This window comes from Achromobacter sp. GbtcB20, from assembly GCF_019091095.1.
Classification (GTDB): domain Bacteria; phylum Pseudomonadota; class Gammaproteobacteria; order Burkholderiales; family Burkholderiaceae_B; genus Achromobacter; species Achromobacter mucicolens.
Map to the genome: position 1 here is coordinate 62,016 of NZ_JAGXJZ010000012.1, position 19,412 is coordinate 81,427.

18 protein-coding genes and 2 tRNA genes are annotated in these 19,412 nt (G+C 65.8%); 3 read left to right on the plus strand and 17 right to left on the minus strand.

Annotation, left to right across the window (positions count from 1 at the left end; all coding sequences use genetic code 11):
• Positions 1 to 39: 39 nt before the first annotated feature.
• The 4 genes from KVT32_RS16690 to KVT32_RS16705 form a co-directional block, all read right to left on the minus strand.
• A complete protein-coding gene (locus KVT32_RS16690) occupies positions 40 to 600 on the minus strand; it encodes a DUF4286 family protein (RefSeq protein ID WP_175156860.1) in 561 nt (186 codons plus the stop codon).
• Positions 601 to 612: 12 nt separating this feature from the next.
• Positions 613 to 1,143 carry a carboxymuconolactone decarboxylase family protein gene (locus tag KVT32_RS16695; RefSeq protein WP_217618539.1) on the minus strand — a complete coding sequence of 177 codons (531 nt, stop codon included), beginning with the start codon at positions 1,141 to 1,143 and terminating at the stop codon, positions 613 to 615.
• 2 nt (positions 1,144 to 1,145) lie between these two features.
• Positions 1,146 to 2,099 carry a tripartite tricarboxylate transporter substrate binding protein gene (locus KVT32_RS16700; RefSeq protein ID WP_056320100.1) on the minus strand — a complete coding sequence of 318 codons (954 nt, stop codon included), beginning with the start codon at positions 2,097 to 2,099 and terminating at the stop codon, positions 1,146 to 1,148.
• A gap of 70 nt (positions 2,100 to 2,169) precedes the next feature.
• A complete protein-coding gene (locus KVT32_RS16705) occupies positions 2,170 to 3,036 on the minus strand; it encodes an amidohydrolase family protein (RefSeq protein WP_217618561.1) in 867 nt (288 codons plus the stop codon).
• Between the two features lie 97 nt (positions 3,037 to 3,133).
• Here KVT32_RS16705 and KVT32_RS16710 point away from each other — a divergent pair, with 97 nt between their 5' ends.
• Together KVT32_RS16710 and argG are read left to right on the plus strand one after the other, a co-directional pair.
• Complete coding sequence (locus KVT32_RS16710; RefSeq protein WP_217618540.1) at positions 3,134 to 4,060, plus strand: LysR substrate-binding domain-containing protein; 927 nt, start codon at positions 3,134 to 3,136, stop codon at positions 4,058 to 4,060.
• A gap of 70 nt (positions 4,061 to 4,130) precedes the next feature.
• Entirely contained in the window at positions 4,131 to 5,471 is a 1,341-nt protein-coding gene (gene argG / locus KVT32_RS16715) for an argininosuccinate synthase (protein WP_217618541.1), read from the plus strand.
• Positions 5,472 to 5,546: 75 nt separating this feature from the next.
• Here the strand turns inward: argG and KVT32_RS16720 are convergent, their stop codons facing one another.
• The 12 genes from KVT32_RS16720 to rnr form a co-directional block, all read right to left on the minus strand.
• On the minus strand, positions 5,547 to 7,475 hold the full coding sequence (locus tag KVT32_RS16720; protein WP_217618542.1) for a potassium transporter Kup: 1,929 nt from the start codon (positions 7,473 to 7,475) through the stop codon (positions 5,547 to 5,549).
• Positions 7,472 to 8,542 carry a HAMP domain-containing sensor histidine kinase gene (locus tag KVT32_RS16725; protein WP_063952906.1) on the minus strand — a complete coding sequence of 357 codons (1,071 nt, stop codon included), beginning with the start codon at positions 8,540 to 8,542 and terminating at the stop codon, positions 7,472 to 7,474. Before KVT32_RS16725 ends, KVT32_RS16720 begins: the two co-directional genes overlap by 4 nt.
• A gap of 114 nt (positions 8,543 to 8,656) precedes the next feature.
• Positions 8,657 to 9,328: a response regulator transcription factor gene (locus tag KVT32_RS16730; protein WP_008164454.1), complete on the minus strand. Its 672-nt coding sequence runs from the start codon at positions 9,326 to 9,328 to the stop codon at positions 8,657 to 8,659.
• Positions 9,329 to 9,392: 64 nt separating this feature from the next.
• Positions 9,393 to 9,878: a biopolymer transporter ExbD gene (locus KVT32_RS16735; RefSeq protein WP_152385441.1), complete on the minus strand. Its 486-nt coding sequence runs from the start codon at positions 9,876 to 9,878 to the stop codon at positions 9,393 to 9,395.
• The gene (locus KVT32_RS16740; protein ID WP_056320084.1) at positions 9,878 to 10,849 is read right to left on the minus strand and encodes a MotA/TolQ/ExbB proton channel family protein; all 972 of its coding nucleotides are present in this window, start codon (positions 10,847 to 10,849) and stop codon (positions 9,878 to 9,880) included. The genes KVT32_RS16735 and KVT32_RS16740 overlap by 1 nt, the downstream gene beginning before the upstream one ends.
• A gap of 1 nt (position 10,850) precedes the next feature.
• Positions 10,851 to 11,669 carry an energy transducer TonB gene (locus KVT32_RS16745; RefSeq protein ID WP_062838440.1) on the minus strand — a complete coding sequence of 273 codons (819 nt, stop codon included), beginning with the start codon at positions 11,667 to 11,669 and terminating at the stop codon, positions 10,851 to 10,853.
• Positions 11,670 to 12,039: 370 nt separating this feature from the next.
• Positions 12,040 to 12,115: transfer RNA gene (locus KVT32_RS16750), tRNA-Val, on the minus strand.
• A 145-nt stretch (positions 12,116 to 12,260) separates the two neighbouring features.
• A complete protein-coding gene (locus tag KVT32_RS16755) occupies positions 12,261 to 12,533 on the minus strand; it encodes an HU family DNA-binding protein (RefSeq protein ID WP_003812968.1) in 273 nt (90 codons plus the stop codon).
• Between the two features lie 355 nt (positions 12,534 to 12,888).
• Complete coding sequence (locus tag KVT32_RS16760) at positions 12,889 to 13,569, minus strand: Fe2+-dependent dioxygenase (protein ID WP_062838441.1); 681 nt, start codon at positions 13,567 to 13,569, stop codon at positions 12,889 to 12,891.
• Positions 13,570 to 13,626: 57 nt separating this feature from the next.
• Positions 13,627 to 14,871: a cystathionine gamma-synthase family protein gene (locus KVT32_RS16765; RefSeq protein ID WP_217618543.1), complete on the minus strand. Its 1,245-nt coding sequence runs from the start codon at positions 14,869 to 14,871 to the stop codon at positions 13,627 to 13,629.
• A 46-nt stretch (positions 14,872 to 14,917) separates the two neighbouring features.
• Entirely contained in the window at positions 14,918 to 15,655 is a 738-nt protein-coding gene (gene rlmB / locus KVT32_RS16770) for a 23S rRNA (guanosine(2251)-2'-O)-methyltransferase RlmB (protein ID WP_056320073.1), read from the minus strand.
• 137 nt (positions 15,656 to 15,792) lie between these two features.
• Positions 15,793 to 18,258: a ribonuclease R gene (gene rnr, locus KVT32_RS16775; RefSeq protein WP_217618544.1), complete on the minus strand. Its 2,466-nt coding sequence runs from the start codon at positions 18,256 to 18,258 to the stop codon at positions 15,793 to 15,795.
• 237 nt (positions 18,259 to 18,495) lie between these two features.
• Between rnr and KVT32_RS16780 the strand changes: the two genes are divergently transcribed.
• Positions 18,496 to 18,580 (plus strand) — tRNA-Leu (locus KVT32_RS16780).
• A gap of 147 nt (positions 18,581 to 18,727) precedes the next feature.
• On the opposite strand, the gene KVT32_RS16785 is transcribed toward KVT32_RS16780, so the two are convergent.
• Entirely contained in the window at positions 18,728 to 19,339 is a 612-nt protein-coding gene (locus KVT32_RS16785; RefSeq protein ID WP_175156854.1) for a tRNA-uridine aminocarboxypropyltransferase, read from the minus strand.
• Positions 19,340 to 19,412: the final 73 nt, after the last annotated feature.

The window sequence follows — 19,412 nt, forward strand, 5'->3', positions numbered from 1 at the left end:
GCGATGTCCGGGCCCCTTCTCTTTTGTGGCGCAACGGCGCTACAGGATCTTCCTGAACATCGTGCGCCGCGTGTTGCGAAAGGACGGCCGCACGCGGCTGCTCCAGTCGGTCGCGCGCACGGCCAGCCACGGCGGGCTGCCGAAGGTTTCCTGCGTGTGCAGGTCGTAGCAGGCCAGGTACCTCGGCGACGCATCGCGGCATTCCCAGCGCTGCGCGCGCACCGTGCCGGGCACCGACGCCAGGCCGGGCAGGTGCTCCTGGTCGTACCAGGCGTTCAGGTCGGCCTCGGCCTCGGGCAGCACGTCGGTTTCGACGATGTAATGCCACGGCGCCTCCTGTCCCGCCGACGCGCCCGGCAAATCCAGCGTCAGATGCAGCACCCGCGCGTGCGCGCCGGGCGCCAGTTCATTCAGGCGGGCCTGGATCTGCGGCAATGCACGGGCCCCGCGCACGTATACGTAGGTGTCTTCGGCTCCCAGCGCGGCAAAGGCGCTGATCTTCACATCCTCCAGGCCGTCCGCGAGACGCCCGGCCAGATCCTGAATGCGCGTCTCGTCAAACCGCTCGCCCAGCGACACCAGCAATATCGTTTCCTGCACAGCGCTCTCCTTTCAATGTCCGACGCGCAAGGCGACCAGGAAGCGCGACACCATGTTGTACGCGCCCACCGTCGCGGTCAGTTCCACCAGTTGCGCGTCGTCATAGCGCGCGCGCAGCGGCGCGAACACCGCGTCCGGCACCTCGATATCGCGCGTCATGGCGTCGGTCAGCGCCAGCACCTCGGCCTCGCCAGGTTCCAGGCCCTGTACCTGATCCGGAGCGGGATTGCCGCGCAGCACGTCGATGACAGCCTGCGGCATGCCGCCCGCCAGCGCGTGCGGCACGTGCGCCTCGAACTCGTACGGCGCGTTGTTCAACGTTGCCACGCGCAGGATGATCAGCTCGCGCAACCGCGGCGCCAGCGACGTGTTCTGCCGGATCGCGGTCAGCATGGCTTCCCAGCCCTCGACCACGGCCGGACTGTTCAGCAACACCTGGTACAGCGGCGAGATGCGGCCGCGCGCGGCTGCAATGCGCGCCTCCAGCACGGCCAACTCCGGGCGGGTGCCCGGCACGACGGGTTCAATGCGGCGGGCGCTCATGCTTACTCCGGACGGATGTTCTTGCGCTGGATCAGCGCGGTCCACTTCTCGCGGTCGGCGGCGATCAGCGCGCCCAATTCCTGCGGCGTGCTGGGCGCGGCCTCGGCGCCGAACTTCTCCAGGCGGGCACGCACGGTTTCGTTGCCCAACGCGGCGCGCACGGCCTGGTTCAGCTTGTCCACGGTAGCGGCAGGGGTGCCCGCCGGCGCGACAAGGCCGTACCAGTTATTGGACTCGACGCCGGGGATGCCTTGCTCGGCCAGCGTCTTCACATCGGGCAGCAGCGGATGGCGGGTCGGCGCCGCCACGCCCAGGGGCTTGAGCTTGCCGCCCTGGATGTGGCCGATGAGGCCCGGCACGTCGCCAAAGAACCCGGATACCTGATTGCCCATCACGTCGTTGATGACGGGCGCCGCGCCCTTGTAAGGCACGTGCAGCACCTTGGCCTTGCTGGAATCGGCAAACATTTCCAGCGTCAGGTGCGGAATGCTGCCGATGCCCGACGAGCCGATGGCGACCGACTGCGACGCGGCTTGCGACTTCTTCACGAAGTCGGCTGCATCGGTGGCCGGATTGGATGGGTTCACCACGAACACCGTGGCATTGTTCACCACGCGCGACACCGGCGCGAAATCGCGCGCCGGATCATAAGGCAGGTCCTTGTACAGCGCCGGGCTGATCGCCACCGCGCCAACGCTGGTCAGGAACAGCACCGAGCCGTCGGCAGGCGCCTTGGCCACGTAGGCGGCCGCGATGTTGCCATTGGCCCCCGCCTTGTTCTCGACGATGACGTTCTGCTTGAGCTCCTTGCCCAGCTGCTCGGCCAGCACGCGGCCCACCAGGTCCACCGGGCCGCCCGGCGGGAACGCAATGATGAGGCGCACGGGACCGTCGGCATGAGCCGCACCCGCGGCGGCCAGGCTCAGCACGGCGGCCGAGATGATTTTCTTGAACATGGTGTCTCCTCGTTGATTGGGGGTGTGCTTGCGGCTCGGGCATCCTGGCCCTCGTTCCGCGGTCTCGGTACTACTGAAATCCGTAAAGCCGCGCGGGGTTGTCCACCAGCACGCGCTGACGCAGCCCGGCGTCCGGGCAGGCCTCGAAAAACGTGTCGACCAGCTCGCCGTCGTCCGGCATGTCGCCCGCCACATTCGGATGCGGCCAGTCCGTGCCCCACAGCGTGCGGTCCGGCATGGCCTGAACGAGCGTGCGCACGAACGGGATGCCTTCGGCGAACGGCCGCCTGCCGGCGGCAATGCGGTCGATGCCGGACACCTTGACCCAGGCCGCGTCGACGTCGGCCAGGCTGAGCAGCGCCCGCATCGCCGGCGAATCGAGCCCGTCCGATGCCTTCAGCCGACCCATGTGATCCACGACGAACGGCACCGGCAACGCGAGCAGGCGCGGCAGCAATTCCGGCAGCATCGCGCCGTCCACGTGCAGGCAAAGGTGCCAGCCCAGCGGCGCAATCAGCGCCACCACATGGTCGAACACGGCCGGATCGGGCGCGCCGCCCAGATGCGGCACGAAATTGAAGCGCGCGGCCCGCACGCCGCCTTCATGCAGCGCCTTGACGCTGGCCGCCGTGGCGTCGGCGCCCAGCAACGCCACGCCGCGATACCGTCCTGCGCTGCGCGCCAGCGCGTCCAGCAAGGCGCGGTGATCCGACCCATGGCAATTGGCCTGCACGACGACGGCCCGCTCGATGCCCAGATGGGCGTGCAGCGCCGCCATGCTGGCGTACGGCGCGTCCGGCGGCGTGTAGGAACGGCCCTGCGCGTACGGAAACACGACGTCCGGCCCGAAGATATGGCAATGCGCGTCGCACGCGCCCGGCGGCAGCGCATGGCGGGGACGGGACGGCGAGGCGAGCGGCGGACGGCAATCGGGCACGGGGGACTTCCTCATTGCAAAACGCCATCCTCGCGGAATGTGGCCTGGCAAACAATGCTATACCTGATATTTCTGATATCGAAAAAGCTAATATCCGATGGATCTCAAGCAGATCGAATACTTCGTGCGGGTGGCCGAGCGCCGCAGCTTCTCGCGCGCCGCAGAGATGCTGGACGTCGCGCAGCCCACGCTCAGCCGCCAGGTGCGGCTGCTGGAGGTAGAGCTGGGCCAGCACCTGCTCTACCGCAACGGCCGCGGCGCCGAACCCACGGAGGCCGGCCTGCGCTTTTTGGAGCACGCCCGTGCCTTGCTGACGCTGGCGGAACGCGCCAAGGAAGATCTCCAGACGCTGCGCGAAACGCCCACGGGCAAGGTCATGATCGGCCTGCCGCCGCGCATCGCGCGCGTGCTCACGCCCCCGCTCGTGCAGGCGTTCCGCCAGAACTTTCCCGATGCCTCCATCGCGGTGGCCGAAGGCTTGAGCGCGCAGGTCCGCGAATGGCTGCTCGCCGGCCGCGTGGACCTGGCCTTGCTCTATGACCCGGCCCCGTCTCCGCAGCTGGCCTACGAATCGCTGTTTCGCGAAGATCTCGTCCTGGCGGCCGCCGCGGGCCATCAGCCGCCCCTGCCCGATCACGTGCCGGTCGCGCGGCTGGGCGACTATCCCCTGGTGCTGCCCAGCCTGCCCAACGCCATCCGCACCCTCGTGGAAAGCGTCTGCCGCGCGCAGGGCGTGCGGCTCAAAGTGGCGGCCGAGGTCGACGCCGTGCAGACCATCGTCGAACTGGCGGCGCAGGGCGACGCCTACGCCATCCTGCCCCGCTCGGCCGCGCGCGGCCCGGCCGCCGAGCATGAACTGTCCCTGTGCGCCATCGGTTCGCCCACGATCACCAACAACCTGGTGCTGGCCAGCCCGCGCCATCGCCCGGCCACCCGGCTGGCCGCCGCCACGGGCCAACTCATCCGCGAACTGCGGCTTGCCGATCTGTTCGCTCCCAAGGCCAGCCCCCCTCAAAAGAGTTAAAATGGCGGGCTACTTTTCTTGTTTGGCGGCTCGTTGCTGTCAAAGTCCTGTTGGCGTCTCACCTCAAACAATGACCACTATCCTCCCGAACCTGCCCACCGGCCAGAAAGTCGGCATCGCCTTTTCCGGCGGCCTGGACACCAGCGCGGCGCTCCTCTGGATGCGCAACAACGGCGCCATTCCCTACGCCTACACCGCCAACCTGGGCCAGCCCGACGAATCCGACTACGACGAGATTCCCCGCAAGGCCATGGCCTACGGCGCCGAAAACGCCCGCCTGATCGACTGCCGCGCGCAGCTCGTGGCCGAAGGCATCGCCGCCCTGCAATCGGGCGCCTTCCACATCTCGACCGCCGGCATCACGTACTTCAACACGACGCCCATCGGCCGCGCCGTCACGGGCACGATGCTGGTCGCCGCCATGAAGGAAGACAACGTCAATATCTGGGGCGACGGCAGCACGTTCAAGGGCAACGACATCGAGCGCTTCTACCGCTACGGTCTGCTCACCAACCCGGAACTGAAGATCTACAAGCCCTGGCTGGACCAGCGCTTCATCGACGAACTCGGCGGCCGTTCGGAAATGTCCGAATACATGCGCCAGGCCGGTTTCGACTACAAGATGTCGGCTGAAAAGGCCTACTCCACCGACTCCAACCTGCTCGGCGCCACGCACGAAGCCAAGGACCTGGAGCACCTGAACTCCGGCATCCGCATCGTCAAGCCCATCATGGGCGTGGCGTTCTGGCGCGACGACGTCGCCGTCAAGGCCGAGGAAGTCACGGTGCGCTTCGAAGAAGGCCAGCCCGTCGCCTTGAACGGCGTTGATTACGCCGACCCCGTCGAACTGATGCTCGAAGCCAACCGCATCGGCGGCCGTCACGGCCTGGGCATGAGCGACCAGATCGAAAACCGCATCATCGAGGCCAAGAGCCGCGGCATCTATGAAGCCCCGGGCCTCGCCCTGCTCTTCATCGCCTACGAGCGCCTGGTCACCGGCATCCACAACGAAGACACCATCGAGCAGTACCGCGAAAACGGCCGCAAGCTGGGCCGCCTGCTGTACCAGGGCCGCTGGTTCGATCCGCAAGCCATCATGCTGCGTGAAACCGCCCAGCGCTGGGTTGCCCGCGCCGTCACCGGCGAAGTCACCATCGAACTGCGCCGCGGCAACGACTACTCGCTGCTCAACACCGTGTCGCCCAACCTCACGTACGCGCCCGAGCGCCTGTCCATGGAGAAGGTGGAAAACGCCCCCTTCACGCCGGCGGATCGCATCGGCCAGCTCACCATGCGCAACCTCGACATCGTCGACACGCGCGAAAAGCTGTTCACGTACGTCAAGACCGGCCTGCTCGCCTCCAGTGGCACGTCGCTGCCCCAACTGAAGGACGCGACCTCGAAGAAGTAACGCTTCAAGGTCCAATAAAAAACCCTCGGTTTTCACACCGAGGGTTTTTTTTCGCCTGACCGCGGCGCGGCGCGCCTAGAGTTCGACCTGCATGCCCATTTCCACCACCCGGTTCGCCGGGATCTTGAAGAACTTGGTGCTGCGGGTGGAGTTGCGCGCCATGAACGAGAAGACCGCGCGCCGCCAGCGCGACAAGGCGGGCTTTTTGGCCGCCACCACGGTCTGGCGCGACAGGAAGTACGACGTGCGCATCGGTTCCAGATCCAGTTCGGGGTAGCCCTCTGCGATCAGGCGCAGCGCCTCCGGCACGTCCGGATCTTCCTTGAACCCGTAGTTGATCGTCGCGGCCCAACTCGATGCGCTGAGCCGGTTCACCTCGAAGCGCTCTTCCGGCGCGATGTACGGCACGTCGGCCGACAGGATCGTCAGGAACAGCACCTGGTCGTGCAGCACCTTGTTGTGCTTCAGGTTATGCAGCAGTGCCGACGGGACATTGCCCGAATTCATCGTCATGAAGATCGCGGTGCCCGGCACCCGCGACGGCGGGTATTGCTCAAGCTGCTCCATGAATTCCTTGAGCGGCTGGCGGTCGCGCTGCTGCATGTCGGACAGCAGGTGCCGGCCGCGGCGCCACGTCATCATCAGCGTGAACACCACGATCGCCACTACCAGCGGCAGCCAGCCGCCCTCGTGGATCTTGAAGACGTTGGCCGAAAACAGCAGCACGTCCAGCAGCAGCAACAAGCCCAGCACCAGGAACCACATCATGCGCTTGACGCCCGTGGTGCCGCGCGGCAGCACCGCGAACGCCAGCACCGACGTCGTGAGCATCGTGCCCGTCACGGCGAAGCCATAGGCGGCTGCCAGGTTGTCGGAGTTGCGGAACCACAGCACCAGGACAAGCACCGCGCACAGCAGCAACGCGTTGACCTGCGGCAGGTAGATCTGGCCTTTTTCGATGGCGGACGTGTGCAGGATCTGCATGCGCGGCCAGAAGCCCAGCTGCACCGCCTGGCGCGTCACCGAATAGGCGCCCGAGATGACCGCCTGCGAGGCGACGATGGTGGCGACGGTGGCCAGCGCGACCAGCGGGGCAAGCCCCCATTCCGGGGCCATCAGGAAAAAGGGATTGCGGATCGCGGTGGGATCGCGCAGCAGCAGCGCTCCCTGGCCGAAGTAGCACAGCGTCAGCGCCGGCAGCACCATGCTGAACCAGGCGCGGCGGATCGCCGGGCGCCCAAAATGACCCATGTCGGCATACAGCGCCTCGGCGCCAGTCAGCGCCAGCACCACCGCGCCCAGCAGCACAAAGCTCACCCACGGCGCTTCCACGATGAAGCGCAGCCCCCATATCGGATTCAGCGCGGCCAGAATCTCGGGCGTCTGCCAGATCTGCCAGCCGCCCAGCGCGGCCAGCGTGGCGAACCACAGGAACATCACGGGGCCAAACAGCTTGCCCATCGTCGCCGTGCCGCGCGACTGGATCGCAAACAGCGCGATGAGGACCACCAGTGCGATCGGCACCACCCAGCGGTCCAGCGTGTGCGACACGATGCCGATGCCTTCCAGGGCCGACAAGACGGAAATTGCCGGGGTGATCATGCTGTCGCCGTAGAACAGCGCCGCGCCGAAGATGCCCAGCACGATCAGGATCCAGCGCAGCTTGCCCTCGCGGGCACGCACCGCCAGCTCCAGCAGCGCCAGCGTGCCGCCCTCGCCGCGGTTGTCCGCGCGCAGCACCAGCATGACGTATTTCAGGGACACCACCACCATCAGCATCCAGAACAGGATGGACAGCACGCCCAGCAGGTGGGCCGGTTCCAGATCGGTATGCACGCTCAGGCCGGTCAGGCAGGCGCGCAGGGTGTACAGCGGGCTGGTGCCGATATCGCCGTACACCACGCCCAGGGCGCCCAGGATCAGGGCGGCGCGCGACGACGGCGCGTGCGCGCCGCCGGGGTGGCCGGGGGGCAAAGAAGCAGCGCTGACCGTGCCTTGGCTCATGATGCAGGTTCTTGGCGAGTGAGTTGAGCCCCCTTGCGGGGGCCGGGGAACACGACGGACAGCCGCGTTCCGGAAAAATCGGGCCGGCTCGTGAGCTTCCACCACGCGCCGTGCGCATGCGCGATCTCACGCACGATGGCTAGTCCCAACCCCGAGCCGCCGGCCGTGGCCGTGGGCGACCGGTAGAACGCCTCGAACACGCGGTCGCGCTCTTCGGGCGGGATGCCGGGACCGTCGTCTTCAACGGTCAGCGAGGGGGGATTGGCACCGACGATCAGCGTGATGCGGCCCGTGGGGTTGCCATAGCGCAGCGCGTTGTCGATCAGGTTGCCCAGGAGCTCGGCCAGCAGCAAGGGATCCGCGTCGATCCAGATGGGCGTTTCGGGCGCGGCCAGGTCCAGTTCGTAGTGCGCCTCGCGCACGCGCGGAAACCATTCCGCGCCATGCACGCGCACCCATTCGCACAGATCGATGCGCACGAAACTGTCCTGGGGCCGGGCATTCGGGTCGGCGCGCGCCAGCACCAGAAGCTGCTGGCCCAGCCGGATCATGCGGTCGCTGACGGCCTTGATGCGCTCGGCGCGGGCGCGGACATCGTCGGGCAAGGGACGCGCCAGCATGAGTTCGGATTCCAGCCGCAGGCCCGACAACGGCGTGCGCAGCTGGTGCGCGGCATGGCCGATGAAGCGGCGCTGCGCGGCCAGCGATGCATCCAGCCGCAGCAACAGGTCATTGGTGTGGGTGACCAGCGGCTCGATCTCCACCGGCACGCCGGCGACCTCGAGCGGCTGCATGTCGTCGATGGAGCGTTGCCGGATTTCTTCGGACAGGTGATTCACCGACCGCAGCCCGGAGCGCACGCCCTGCATCACCACCCACGCGAACAGCGCAATCAGCGCCACCTGGCCCACGACCATCAGCCAGAAGAAGTCTTCCAGCATCCACAACGACATGTCGATCTTGTGGGTGATGACCCAGGTGGCCGCCAGGTCCAGCAGGACGAGCAGCAGGATGGGCGGCATCAGGCGGATGACCAGATGCCGGGCCAATGAACGGGAGGGAAGCATGGGAGGCCGCGCAGCCGGAGACGGTTGGGGGGTGCGTTCCTGCGTCATGGCGCGAAGCCCTTAATGAGGCGGATGAATGCGCGCGGCTGGCGGTCGCCGGCCGCGGCCGGCCCGTCAGGCCGCTTCCACATCCAGCATGTAGCCAAAGCCGCGTACCGTCTGGATGCTGGCGCCCGTGCCTTCCAGGCGCTTGCGCAAGCGGTACACATAGACTTCGACCGCATTCTCGCTGAAATCCGCATCCCAGGCGGACAGGGAATTGACGATCTGGCGCTTGGTCACGACGCGGCCCACGCGGGCCATCAGCATTTCGAGGACGGAAAGCTCGCGCACCGACAGCGACAAGCGCTGGCCGTTGGCGCGCACTTCGCGGCCAACGGTGTCGAACACCAGCGGGCCGACTTCGATGAGCGGCTGGGCCTGGCCCGCGCGGCGGCGGCCGAAGGCGCGCACGCGCGCGGCAAGCTCGGGCAGTTCAAAAGGCTTGGTGACGTAGTCGTCCGCCCCGGCGTCCAGACCGGCAACGCGGTCTTCGATGCCATCGCGGGCGGTAAGGATGAGCACGGGAACCTGATTGCCGTCCTGGCGCAGCTGGCGCAGCACGTCCAAGCCGCTCATGCCGGGAAGGTTGAGGTCGAGCAGCATCAGGTCATACGGCTGGCCTGCCAACGCGCCCAGAACCCGGTCGCCGTCGGTCAGCCAGTCGACCGCATAACCCTGGTCGGCCAGGAATTCCTGGAGCGCATGGCCCAGGGTGGTGTCGTCTTCGATTACCAGAACTCGCATGCCGCGATTCTAGCGCGATCCAAAAAAAAAGGGGCGCGAAATGCGCCCCCCTTTCCGGATTCGTTCACCGGCCGGACGGTGCCGCGGCGGGCGCCGTCGCCCCTGCCGGCGCACCGGCCGCCGGGGCGCCGCCAGAGGGCGGCGTCGTGACGAAACCGATCCGGGTCATGCCCGAACGGCGCGCCGAGGCCATGACCTTGGCCAGCGTTTCGTAACGGGTGTTCTGATCGGCGCGGATGCGGATCTCGGGCTGCGGCTTGGTGCCGGCGATCGACTTGAAGCGATTGGGCAGGTCGTCGATATTGACCGGCTTCTCGTCCCAGAACAGCGCGCCGCTGGCATCGATGGCCAGGTCCACGGTCTTGGGCTCTTCCTCGATCTGCTCGGCGGCCACCTGGGGCATGTTGATCTTGATCGAGTGCGCCAAGAGCGGCGCCGTGATGATGAAGATCACCAGCAGCACCAGCATGACGTCGATCAGGGGCACCATGTTGATCTCGGACACCGCATGGCTTCCGGACCCTTTACCCTCAAAGCTGCCAAAGGCCATCATTCGCTCCCGCGTTGGACCGCGTGGCCGTTCTGGCGACGCAGCGCGCGCACCTTGCCGTCGGACAGTGCAACTTGCTGGCCGGTGGTCAGGAACGCAAACAGATCATGCGCAAAGGCATCCAGGCGCGACAGGAACACGCGGTTGTTGCGCACGAACGTGTTGTACGCCAGGACGGCCGGAATTGCCACCGCCAGGCCCAGGCCCGTCATGATGAGGGCCTCGCCCACCGGACCGGCGATGCGGTTGATGGTCACGCCGTCGGACAGGCCGATACCGACCAGTGCGTGATACACGCCCCACACCGTACCGAACAGGCCGACGAACGGCGCCGTCGAACCCACCGAGGCCAGCACGGTCAGGCCGTTTTCCAGCTTGGCGGTTTCTTCGTCGATGACCTTGCGCATGGTGCGCGTGACGAAATCCGAATTGCTGCCCGACTCTTCCAGCTTGGTCGCGCCGAACTTGTTGTGGTGCGCCTGCGCGTGCATGGCGTGGCTGGCCAGATGCGAGAACGGATCGCGCGCGCCGTGTGTGTTGATTTCGTGCTCGACCTGTTCCAGCGAGCTGGCGTTCCAGAACTTGTTCAGGAAGTCGGCGGAACGCTTGCGCATGCTGACATTGCTGGCGGCCTTGACCAGGATGAGATACCAGGTCACCAGCGACATGAGGATCAGGATGACGAACAGGCTCTTGCCCACGAAGTCGCTCTGCGCGACGAAGTGCAGAAAGCCCATGTCGGGGACCGGCGCCGGCGCGGGCGGAATCGCTGCGGCGGCGCTGTGCAGCGCGTCGGCCGACTGCTGGACGGCGCCAGCGGCCTGCTGAACGGCGCCGGCAGCTTGCTGGGCGACCTCGCCGCCCGTCGTGGCGGCCTGCTGGGCTGCGGGCGCGGCGGCGGCAGCCGGCGCTGCTGCCGGGCTGGTGGTCGCCTGCGCCACCAGGGTGGCGCTATGCAGTGCGTTGGACATCTCAGTTCCTCATTACGAAATCGAACGGAATTTTTGCTTTGGCGGGATAGGCCACGCCATTGCGGGTATACGGCTTGAAACGGCCTTTGCGGGCGGCTGCCAGCGCCGATTCGTCCAGGCGCGGAAACCCCGACGAAGCGTCGATGGTCGCGCGCTCGACCAGGCCCTGGGTGTTGATTTCCACCAGCACCACGACACGCCCCTCTTCCCGCATGCGGCGCGATGCCATCGGATAGTTGGGCATCGGACGCGCGCCCTGGAATTCAATGCTCGAGACCAGCACGGGCTGATCGGGCGGCGGGCCCTGCGTCGGGCCTTGCGGCGCCTGCGTGCCTTCCGGCGCGCCGCTGGGCGGCGTCTGCTGCGGCGGCGTCTCGGGCTTGGGCTCGGGCTTGACCTCCTGCTTGGGCTGAGGCTTGGGCTTGGGCTTCGGCTTGGGTTTGGGCGGAGGCGGCTTGGGCGCCGGCATGGGCGGCTTTTCGACCACCGGCTCGGGTTCCGGCTCCGGCTCGGGTTCCGGTTTCAATTCCGGTTCGGGCTCGGGTTCGGGCTCGATCTCGGGTTCCGGCTCGGGCGGCGTCTCGGTGACCGGCTGCGGCACTTCGGGCGTAGGTTCGGCTTTGGCGATCTGGGGAACGGGCGCATCCACCACGCTCACCATGATCGCCTCGGGTTCCTCCAATTCAGGACGACTCTCCGGCGCCATGAAAATGGCGCCGATCACCGCTGCATGAAGCGCAACGACCGCCAGGCCAGCGCCTGCGCGAATACCAAAAGAAGACCGCGAAGAAGAATTCCAACCGGGTTGAAGACTAGGCATGAATCAGCCAGGGTGCATTGACTTTTCCGGCCTGCCAGGAAGTTGACGCGCACAAGACCGCGGCGCCGGCTGACCGGTACAAGCCCGTCATAGTATCTTAAATGCGAATGATTCGCACGTTGTATTTCGAATGGAACAGCGTAACACTGCTGATCGGAATCAAGGCAGCATCAATAAAACGCTTATGAAAAGGCAGGCAGCATGAGGCATGCCCGTGACGGCGCGTTAGCCATGGGGGGGGCCAGACCCATGCGGATCAGAGGTTCAATTCGAAGAGACGCACCGACGCAATCTGGCCCGGAAAACAAAAAACCCGCCACGTCGCCGGAGGCGGGATGTGTGCGGGTTCGATGTGAACTGCGAGGGCTTCTGGTGGGTGCTACAGGGGTCGAACCTGTGACCTACGCCGTGTAAAGGCGCCGCTCTACCAACTGAGCTAAGCACCCATTTCGGTGCAATCGCCCGGCGCATTTGCGCGGGGACATTGCCAATTTGGGGTACTCAAAAGCAATACGCGGGCCGGAGTATACCGGACCGCGTACTTGTGGGCAAATCGCAGCGCCGTGCGCCATGCGATCGGCTGCCGTCCTATCAGTTGACAGCGTCCTTCAGGGCCTTGCCCGGACGGAACTTCGGCACCTTGGCCTTCTTGATCTTGATGGTTTCGCCAGTGCGCGGGTTGCGGCCGGTGCGCGCGGCGCGAGCCGACACGGCAAACGTGCCGAAACCGACCAGCGTGACCGTACCGCCCTTCTTCAGCGTGGTCTTCACGGCACCGATCAGGGCGTCGAGCGAACGGCCGGCTGCAGCCTTGGAGATATCGGCCTTGCTGGCGATGTGATCGATGAGTTCGGTTTTGTTCATGCAGGTGTACCCCTCACAAGGTGTGGAGTCTGCCCGGGGCGGCAGTTCATGGCCGTCAGGAAGGAATGCCAGAAATGGACGCGAGACCAGGCAAACGACGAACAGACAGTGGATAAACTTTTTTCTTGCGCTGCAAAGCACAACTTTTAAACTGCTGCGCCGCCTAGGATTTGCTGGCTTAATGCCTGCAAACCGTCAGCGACGCAGACGTGTATTAGGCCTTGGCGTAGAGCGGCTGTCAAGCGAAAACCTCACGGCAACCCGCGTCAATACTAGCTTTTAGCCGATTCCGCAATAAACAAAAACGCTCATTTGGGGTTTGCGCGACACCCGCAAAAAAACACTTTAAGCTTCATCAAACGTCGGCCCAGCGGCGCAGCAGATTGTGATAAATGCCGGTGAGCTGAACAATTGAGGCATGTCCTGCCACATCTTGATTCAAGCGTTGGATGGCGACGTCCATGTCCAGCAGCAGCGCACGCTGGCTGTCTTCGCGCACCAGGCTCTGCATCCAGAAAAATGAACTGACGCGCGCGCCGCGCGTTACGGGATTGACTTTATGCAGGCTCGTCCCCGGATACAGCACCATGTGTCCGGCCGGCAGCTTCACGGCACGCGGGCCATAGGTGTCGTCGATGACGAGCTCGCCGCCGTCGTAGCTGTCGGGGTCCGAGAAGAACAGCGTCGCGGACAGGTCGGTGCGCACACGCTCGGCCGAGCCGGCGATGCCGCGCACGGCGTTGTCCACGTGATAGCCGAACGCCTCGCCGCCTTCGTAGCGGTTAAAGAGCGGCGGGAAGATCTTGCGCGGCAGCGCCGCCGACATGAAGAGGTTGTTTGCCGACAGGCGCTGCAGGATCAGCGTGCCGAGCTCTTGCGCCAGCGGATGCTGCTCGGACAGTTGCCGGTTGCGCTTGACCTGGGCCGACTGATGGCCTGCGGTCACCTTGCCGTCCACCCAGTCCGCGGCATCCAGCCGCTGGCGGATGTCGGCAGCCTCTTGCGGCGTAAAGACTTCTGCGATCTGAATAAGCATGGGTTCCTGCCCGATTGCGTTGCTGGCGCCCCTGCCCGGAGCGCCGCGGCTGCCGAATTATCCCTTCAGGCAACCATTGAGCGCCTGATCGAAATCAAACAGCAAATCGGCCTCGTCCTCGATGCCGACCGACACGCGGATCAGGCTGTCCGCAATGCCCATCTGCTTGCGGCGCTCCCCGCCCATCTCGTAATAGATCGTGTGCGCCGCCGGCAGCGCCAGGCTGCGCGTATCGCCCAGGTGCGTCGCCATCAGCACCACGCGCAGGCGGTTCAGGAAGTCGAAGCAATCGACGCCGTCCGCCAGTTCGACGCCCAGCAGACCGCCGAATCGCGACCCGAACAATGCCGCCGCCCGCTCATGCTGGGGGTGGCTGGCCAGGCCCGGATAATGCACCTTCGCCACGCCAGGATGCGCTTGCAGCAAACGCGCCAGCGCCAGCGCGTTGGAACAATGTTTGGCCATGCGCAGCGCCAGCGTCTCGGCGCCCACCGCGATGCGGTGCGCGGGCTCGGCGGCCAGCGTGCCGCCCATGTCGCGCAGGCCCTTCTTCTTGATCTGCGTAAGCCCCCAGCCGGTGGACGCGCCCTTGCGATAGGCTTCGTAGATGTTGTCGTTGCCGGCCCAGTCGTACAGGCCGGTGTCGGTCACGGCGCCGCCTAGCGCATTGCCGTGTCCGCCGATGTACTTGGACAGCGAATTCATCACCAGCGACGCGCCGACCGAGGCCGGCCGGAACATCCACGGCGAGGTCAGCGTGTTGTCCACGACATAGACCAGCCCCTTCTCGCGGCAGATCTCGCCGATCACGGCCAGGTCGGCCACCTGCGTGCCCGGGTTGGCGATGGTCTCGGTAAAGACCATGCGCGTATTGGGCTGGATGGCGGCGCGCACCTGCGCCGAATCCGTCGCGTCCACGAAGGTGATCTCCACGCCCAGTTCCTGCAGCGTGCCGAACAGGCTGTTGGTGTTGCCGAACACATATTGGCTGGACACCAGGTGATCGCCCCGGCGCAGCAGCGTGGTGAAAATGGCGGCCAGCGCGGCCATGCCCGTTGAAAAGCTGACCGTGCCCTTGCCGCCTTCCATCTGGCTGATCTTGGCCTCAAGCGCCGTCGTGGTCGGCGTACCCTGGCGCGCATACGTGAAGCCCGCCTTGCCCTGAAATACGGCAGCCAGCTCGCGCGCGTCGTCGTAAGCGAATTCGGACGACGGGTGCATCGGCTTGTGCACCGCTCCGTGCTCGACGGATTGATTGCGGTCGGAATGGAGAATCGTGGTGGTAAAGCCGTTCTGGTGCATGATGGGCTGACGCAATTGAAGAAGGGAATCTACAGGGTGGGACGGGTCACGATTGGCGCTGGCGCACGGTCTCGTACAGGCAGACGGCGCTGGCGACGCTGACGTTCAGGCTTTCCACCGAACCCAGCATCGGGATGTTCACGAGCTGGTCGCAGGTCTCGCGCGTGAGGCGGCGCATGCCCTCGCCTTCCGCGCCCATGACCCACGCCATCGGCTGGCGGGCATCGACCTTGTGCATGCTGTCGGTGGCCTGATCGTCCGTCCCGACGAGCCACACGCCCCGGTCCTTCAGGCTGCGCATGGTGCGCGCCAGGTTCGTCACCATCAAGTACGGCACCGTGTCCGCCGCGCCGCAGGCGACGCGCTGCACGGTAGCGTTCAGCCCCACCGCCCGGTCGCGCGGCGCGATCACCGCATGCACACCCGCCGCGTCGGCGGTGCGCAGGCAAGCGCCCAGATTGTGCGGGTCGGTCACGCCATCAAGGATCAGCAGCAGCGGCGGCCCTTCGATCACGTCGAGCACTTCGTCGACATCCACCGCCAATTGGCGCTCGTCGGCCAGCGCCACGACGCCCTGGTGACGCGTGCCGCGCGCCAGGCCGTCCAGGCGTTCCATCGGAACCGGGTGAAGCCGGCAGCCGGCGCGCTCGGCCTGCTCGATGAATGTCTGCATGCGCTTGTCGCGGCGCGAGGCCTCGACGTAGATTTCCTTGATCGACTCGGGCGCGTGCCGCAGCCGCGCGACAACCGCGTGAAACCCGGCCAGGACTTGGGTCGACGCCATAAAACAATACCTTTAGATAAACGAATACCCGCCCCAGAGGGGGCGGGCCACCGGACAGCGCCGGCACTAACCGCAATGTTACCCCCTTAGGCCACGCCGCCGAACGACGGCATGGCCATAAGGATCCGCGCCGCCGGTCAGTGGCGCTTGCGGACGGCCTTCTTGGCGGGCGCGGCCCGCTGCGTGGCCTTGGGCGGCTTGCCGGCCTTCTTGGCCGCGGCGCGCCGTTCCTTGGCGGTCTGGCCCTTCAGGCCGGCGGGCTTGGGCGAAGCCGCCTTCTTGACCCGGCGCACGGGTTCGTCGGGCCCGCGCGCCGACGCCTTGCGCAGCGCGTCGAAGCTCGTGCCCTGCACCAGGCGGAACTCGATGCGGCGCGCCTCCAGGTCCACGCGCGCGACCTGCACCTGCACCTTGTCGGTCAGGCGGTAACGCATGCCGGTACGCTCGCCGCGCAGTTCGTGCAGGGCGTCGTTGAACTGGAAGTATTCGCCGCCCAGCTCCGACACGTGCACCAGGCCCTCGACGTGCAACGTGTCCAGCGTGACGAAGATGCCGAAGCTTGCCACGCCGGTGACCGTGCCGCTAAAGTCTTCGCCCACGCGCTCCTTGACGAACCAGCACTTGAGCCAGGCCTCGACATCGCGCGACGCCTCGTCGGCGCGGCGCTCGCTGGCCGACAGCACCAAGCCCATCTTTTCCCAGATGGCCTGCTCGTGTTCGCGCTGGCTGCGGCCGATGACAACCGCGTGATCGTCCAGGCTGGGCACATACCGCTGCCCCGCGAGCAACGCTTTGATGACCCGGTGCGTGAGCAGGTCGGGATACCGGCGAATCGGCGAGGTGAAGTGGCTGTAGCCCGGATAGGACAGGCCGAAGTGGCCCATGTTGTCGGGGCTGTAGACCGCCTGCTGCATCGAGCGCAGGCACATGGTCTGCAGCAGCTGGTAGTCGGGACGCCCGCGCACGGAATCCAGGAAATCGCCGTAGTCCTTGGCCGTGGGCATGTCGCCCCCGCCCAGCGACAGCCCCATGGTGCGCAGGAATTCGCGCAGCGACTGCAGGCGCTCGGGCGTGGGACCCTCATGGATGCGGTACAGGCCGGGATGCTTGCTGCGCGTCATGAAGTCGGCCGCGCAGGTGTTCGCGGCCAGCATGCACTCTTCGATCAGCTTGTGCGCGTCGTTGCGCACGGACGGCACGATCTGTTCGATGCGGCCGAGCTCGTTGCAGACGATCTTGGTTTCAACCGTGTCGAAATCGATGGCGCCGCGCTTCTTGCGGCCTTGCGACAGCAATTGGAAGAGCTCGTACAGGTGCTGGACCTGCGGCATCACGCTGCGCATCGCATGCGCAGCCGGACCGCCCGGCTGCTGCAGCGCCGCCCAGATGTTGGTGTAGGTGGTGCGGGCGTGCGAGTGCATGACCGCGTTATAGAACTGGTACGCCGTGACCGTGCCGGCCTTGGCGCCGCTGGCCGGGATGACCATGTCGCACACCAGCACCAGACGGTCGACGTCAGGGTTGAGCGAGCACAGGCCGTTGGACAGCGACTCGGGCAACATGGGGATGACCCGGCGCGGGAAGTAGACGCTGGTGCCGCGCTCCATCGCATCGTCGTCCAGCGCATCGCCCGGACGCACGTAATGGCTGACGTCGGCAATGGCAACCAGCAGGCGCCAGCCCGGACGCTTGCGTTGACCCGTGCCCAGTTCGACCGGCTCGCAGTACACCGCGTCGTCGAAGTCGCGCGCGTCCTCGCCGTCGATCGTGATGAGCGGCACGTCGCGCAGATCGACGCGGTCTTTCAGGTCGGACTTGCGGACCGTGTCGGGCAGGCGCGCGGCCTGCTTCAAGGCGCCTTCGGTGAAGTCGACCGGCACGTCGAACTTGCGCACGGCAATTTCGATTTCCATGCCGGGATCGTCGATCTCGCCCAGCACCTCGGCCACGCGGCCGAGCGGCTGCGTGTGGCGCGTGGGCTGCGCCATGATTTCCACCGCGACCACCTGCCCGTGCTGGGCGCCGTTGGTGTCGCTGGGCGGAATCAGGATGTCGTGCTTGATGCGCTGGTCTTCGGGCACGACGATGGACAGGCCGTGCTCGTGCAGGAAGCGGCCCACCAGCTTGTTGGTGCGGCGCTCGATGACTTCGACGATGGTGCCTTCCGGCTTGCCCCGGTATTCGCCCGACGGCTTGACCAGCACGCGGTCGCCGTGCAGCACCTTGAGCATTTCGCGAGGCGACAGGAACAGATCCGGCCCGCCGTCATCGCGCAGCAGGAATCCGAAGCCGTCGCGATGCCCCAGCACCTTGCCCGCCACGAAATCGAGCTTGGTCGCCAGCAGCAGCACCCCCTTGCGATTGGGCAGCAACTGCCCGTCGCGCTCCATCGCACCGAGGCGGCGCTCAAAGCCCACCATCGTCGCCTCGCGCTCGACGCCCATGCGTTCGGCCAGCTCAGCCGGCGACAACGGCGAACCCGCGGCGCGCAGCGCTGTCAGGATGGCTTCACGGGACGGAACATCAGGGTCGAAGTCCGGCGGCGCTTCGGGCAAGGGTGTTGATCTGTTGTTATTCGATTCGTTATTCGATCGTTTTGCCAAAGCTAAATTTTCCGTATATAATGCGCAGCTTCTGTGGTTCGCCCAAGGCTGAACACTGAAGCAGAAATGGTCAGAAGAGTTAGAAGCCGAATTAAAAAGCTGATAACTCGGGTTGAAAAAAACCCATTGTAAAACCAACTGCATTCGGACGCATGGATTAGTTCAAGGCTCAGAACTTGAATCAAGTCACGCGACTGGAACGCAGCGTAGCACATAGTTCTGACAGTATCTTTCAGTGCCCAGGTGGCGGAATTGGTAGACGCGCATGGTTCAGGTCCATGTGCCGCAAGGTGTGGAGGTTCGAGTCCTCTCCTGGGCACCACGGAATTCTAATCAAGGCAGTTTCAAACTGGCTTGATCAAAAGGCTAAGAGCCCCGGAAATCGAAAGGTTTCCGGGGCTTTTGCTTTCCGCGGGGCTTTTGCTTTGCCGGGGGATTTCCGTTGCCCCACGCGTTTTGCTTTCCCCGGTCAGCGCCAAGGCACCTTGCGATTCAGATGATGACGCGCGTAAAGGTCCGCGCCCATGCCGTCGATCTGCCCATCGATCAACGCCTCAAATGGCGCCAGCAGCGCGTCGAAGTTGCGCGGCGCCTCGATGGCATTGAGCGCGTGCGTCACGGCCTCGATGGTGGACAACGCGCCCGGCACATCGGCATGGCGCACACGGTAGCGCGTCGACAGGCCCGGCGGCAGCATGACGCGCGGCAGCGCGGCAAGCGCCGGGTTGATGTGCAGCAGCTTGCGCGCATGCCCCCACGTGCCGTCCGGCACGATCAGCCGGATGGGCGAGTCCATGTCCTGGCCATAGCCCGGCGTCAGCACGTCGGCGCCCTCTCCCGGAAACAGCAGGCGCGGCGCGTACCCGGGCGCTGCCCACTCCGCCTCGGAAAAATATTCACCGACGACACGGCGCGCGCCCGCGATTCCCAGCACTGCCAGACGCGCCGTGTTCAGCGCGTGGCGCGCTTCGCTGGGATGCTGCAGGACCACCACGCTGGTGCGGCAGGACAACGACGAGATCAGGGCGCAAAGGCAATGCGACAGCGGGCGCAGGCAGCGCGTACAGAGGGATCGAGACATGGCCGACACTATATCGAAAGCGGACCGCACAAAAAAAGTGAAAAAAATGCAGACCAAGTTGCACACTTCAAAA

Coding starts and splice junctions, on each gene's coding strand:
- KVT32_RS16695 (WP_217618539.1), bottom strand. CDS start 1,143: ATGAGCGCCCGCCGCATTGAACCCGTCGTGCCGGGCACCCGCCCGGAG.
- KVT32_RS16700 (WP_056320100.1), bottom strand. CDS start 2,099: ATGTTCAAGAAAATCATCTCGGCCGCCGTGCTGAGCCTGGCCGCCGCG.
- KVT32_RS16710 (WP_217618540.1), top strand. CDS start 3,134: ATGGATCTCAAGCAGATCGAATACTTCGTGCGGGTGGCCGAGCGCCGC.
- argG (WP_217618541.1), top strand. CDS start 4,131: ATGACCACTATCCTCCCGAACCTGCCCACCGGCCAGAAAGTCGGCATC.
- KVT32_RS16720 (WP_217618542.1), bottom strand. CDS start 7,475: ATGAGCCAAGGCACGGTCAGCGCTGCTTCTTTGCCCCCCGGCCACCCC.
- KVT32_RS16725 (WP_063952906.1), bottom strand. CDS start 8,542: ATGCTTCCCTCCCGTTCATTGGCCCGGCATCTGGTCATCCGCCTGATG.
- KVT32_RS16730 (WP_008164454.1), bottom strand. CDS start 9,328: ATGCGAGTTCTGGTAATCGAAGACGACACCACCCTGGGCCATGCGCTC.
- KVT32_RS16735 (WP_152385441.1), bottom strand. CDS start 9,878: ATGGCCTTTGGCAGCTTTGAGGGTAAAGGGTCCGGAAGCCATGCGGTG.
- KVT32_RS16740 (WP_056320084.1), bottom strand. CDS start 10,849: ATGTCCAACGCACTGCATAGCGCCACCCTGGTGGCGCAGGCGACCACC.
- KVT32_RS16745 (WP_062838440.1), bottom strand. CDS start 11,669: ATGCCTAGTCTTCAACCCGGTTGGAATTCTTCTTCGCGGTCTTCTTTT.
- KVT32_RS16755 (WP_003812968.1), bottom strand. CDS start 12,533: ATGAACAAAACCGAACTCATCGATCACATCGCCAGCAAGGCCGATATC.
- KVT32_RS16760 (WP_062838441.1), bottom strand. CDS start 13,569: ATGCTTATTCAGATCGCAGAAGTCTTTACGCCGCAAGAGGCTGCCGAC.
- KVT32_RS16765 (WP_217618543.1), bottom strand. CDS start 14,871: ATGCACCAGAACGGCTTTACCACCACGATTCTCCATTCCGACCGCAAT.
- rlmB (WP_056320073.1), bottom strand. CDS start 15,655: ATGGCGTCGACCCAAGTCCTGGCCGGGTTTCACGCGGTTGTCGCGCGG.
- KVT32_RS16785 (WP_175156854.1), bottom strand. CDS start 19,339: ATGTCTCGATCCCTCTGTACGCGCTGCCTGCGCCCGCTGTCGCATTGC.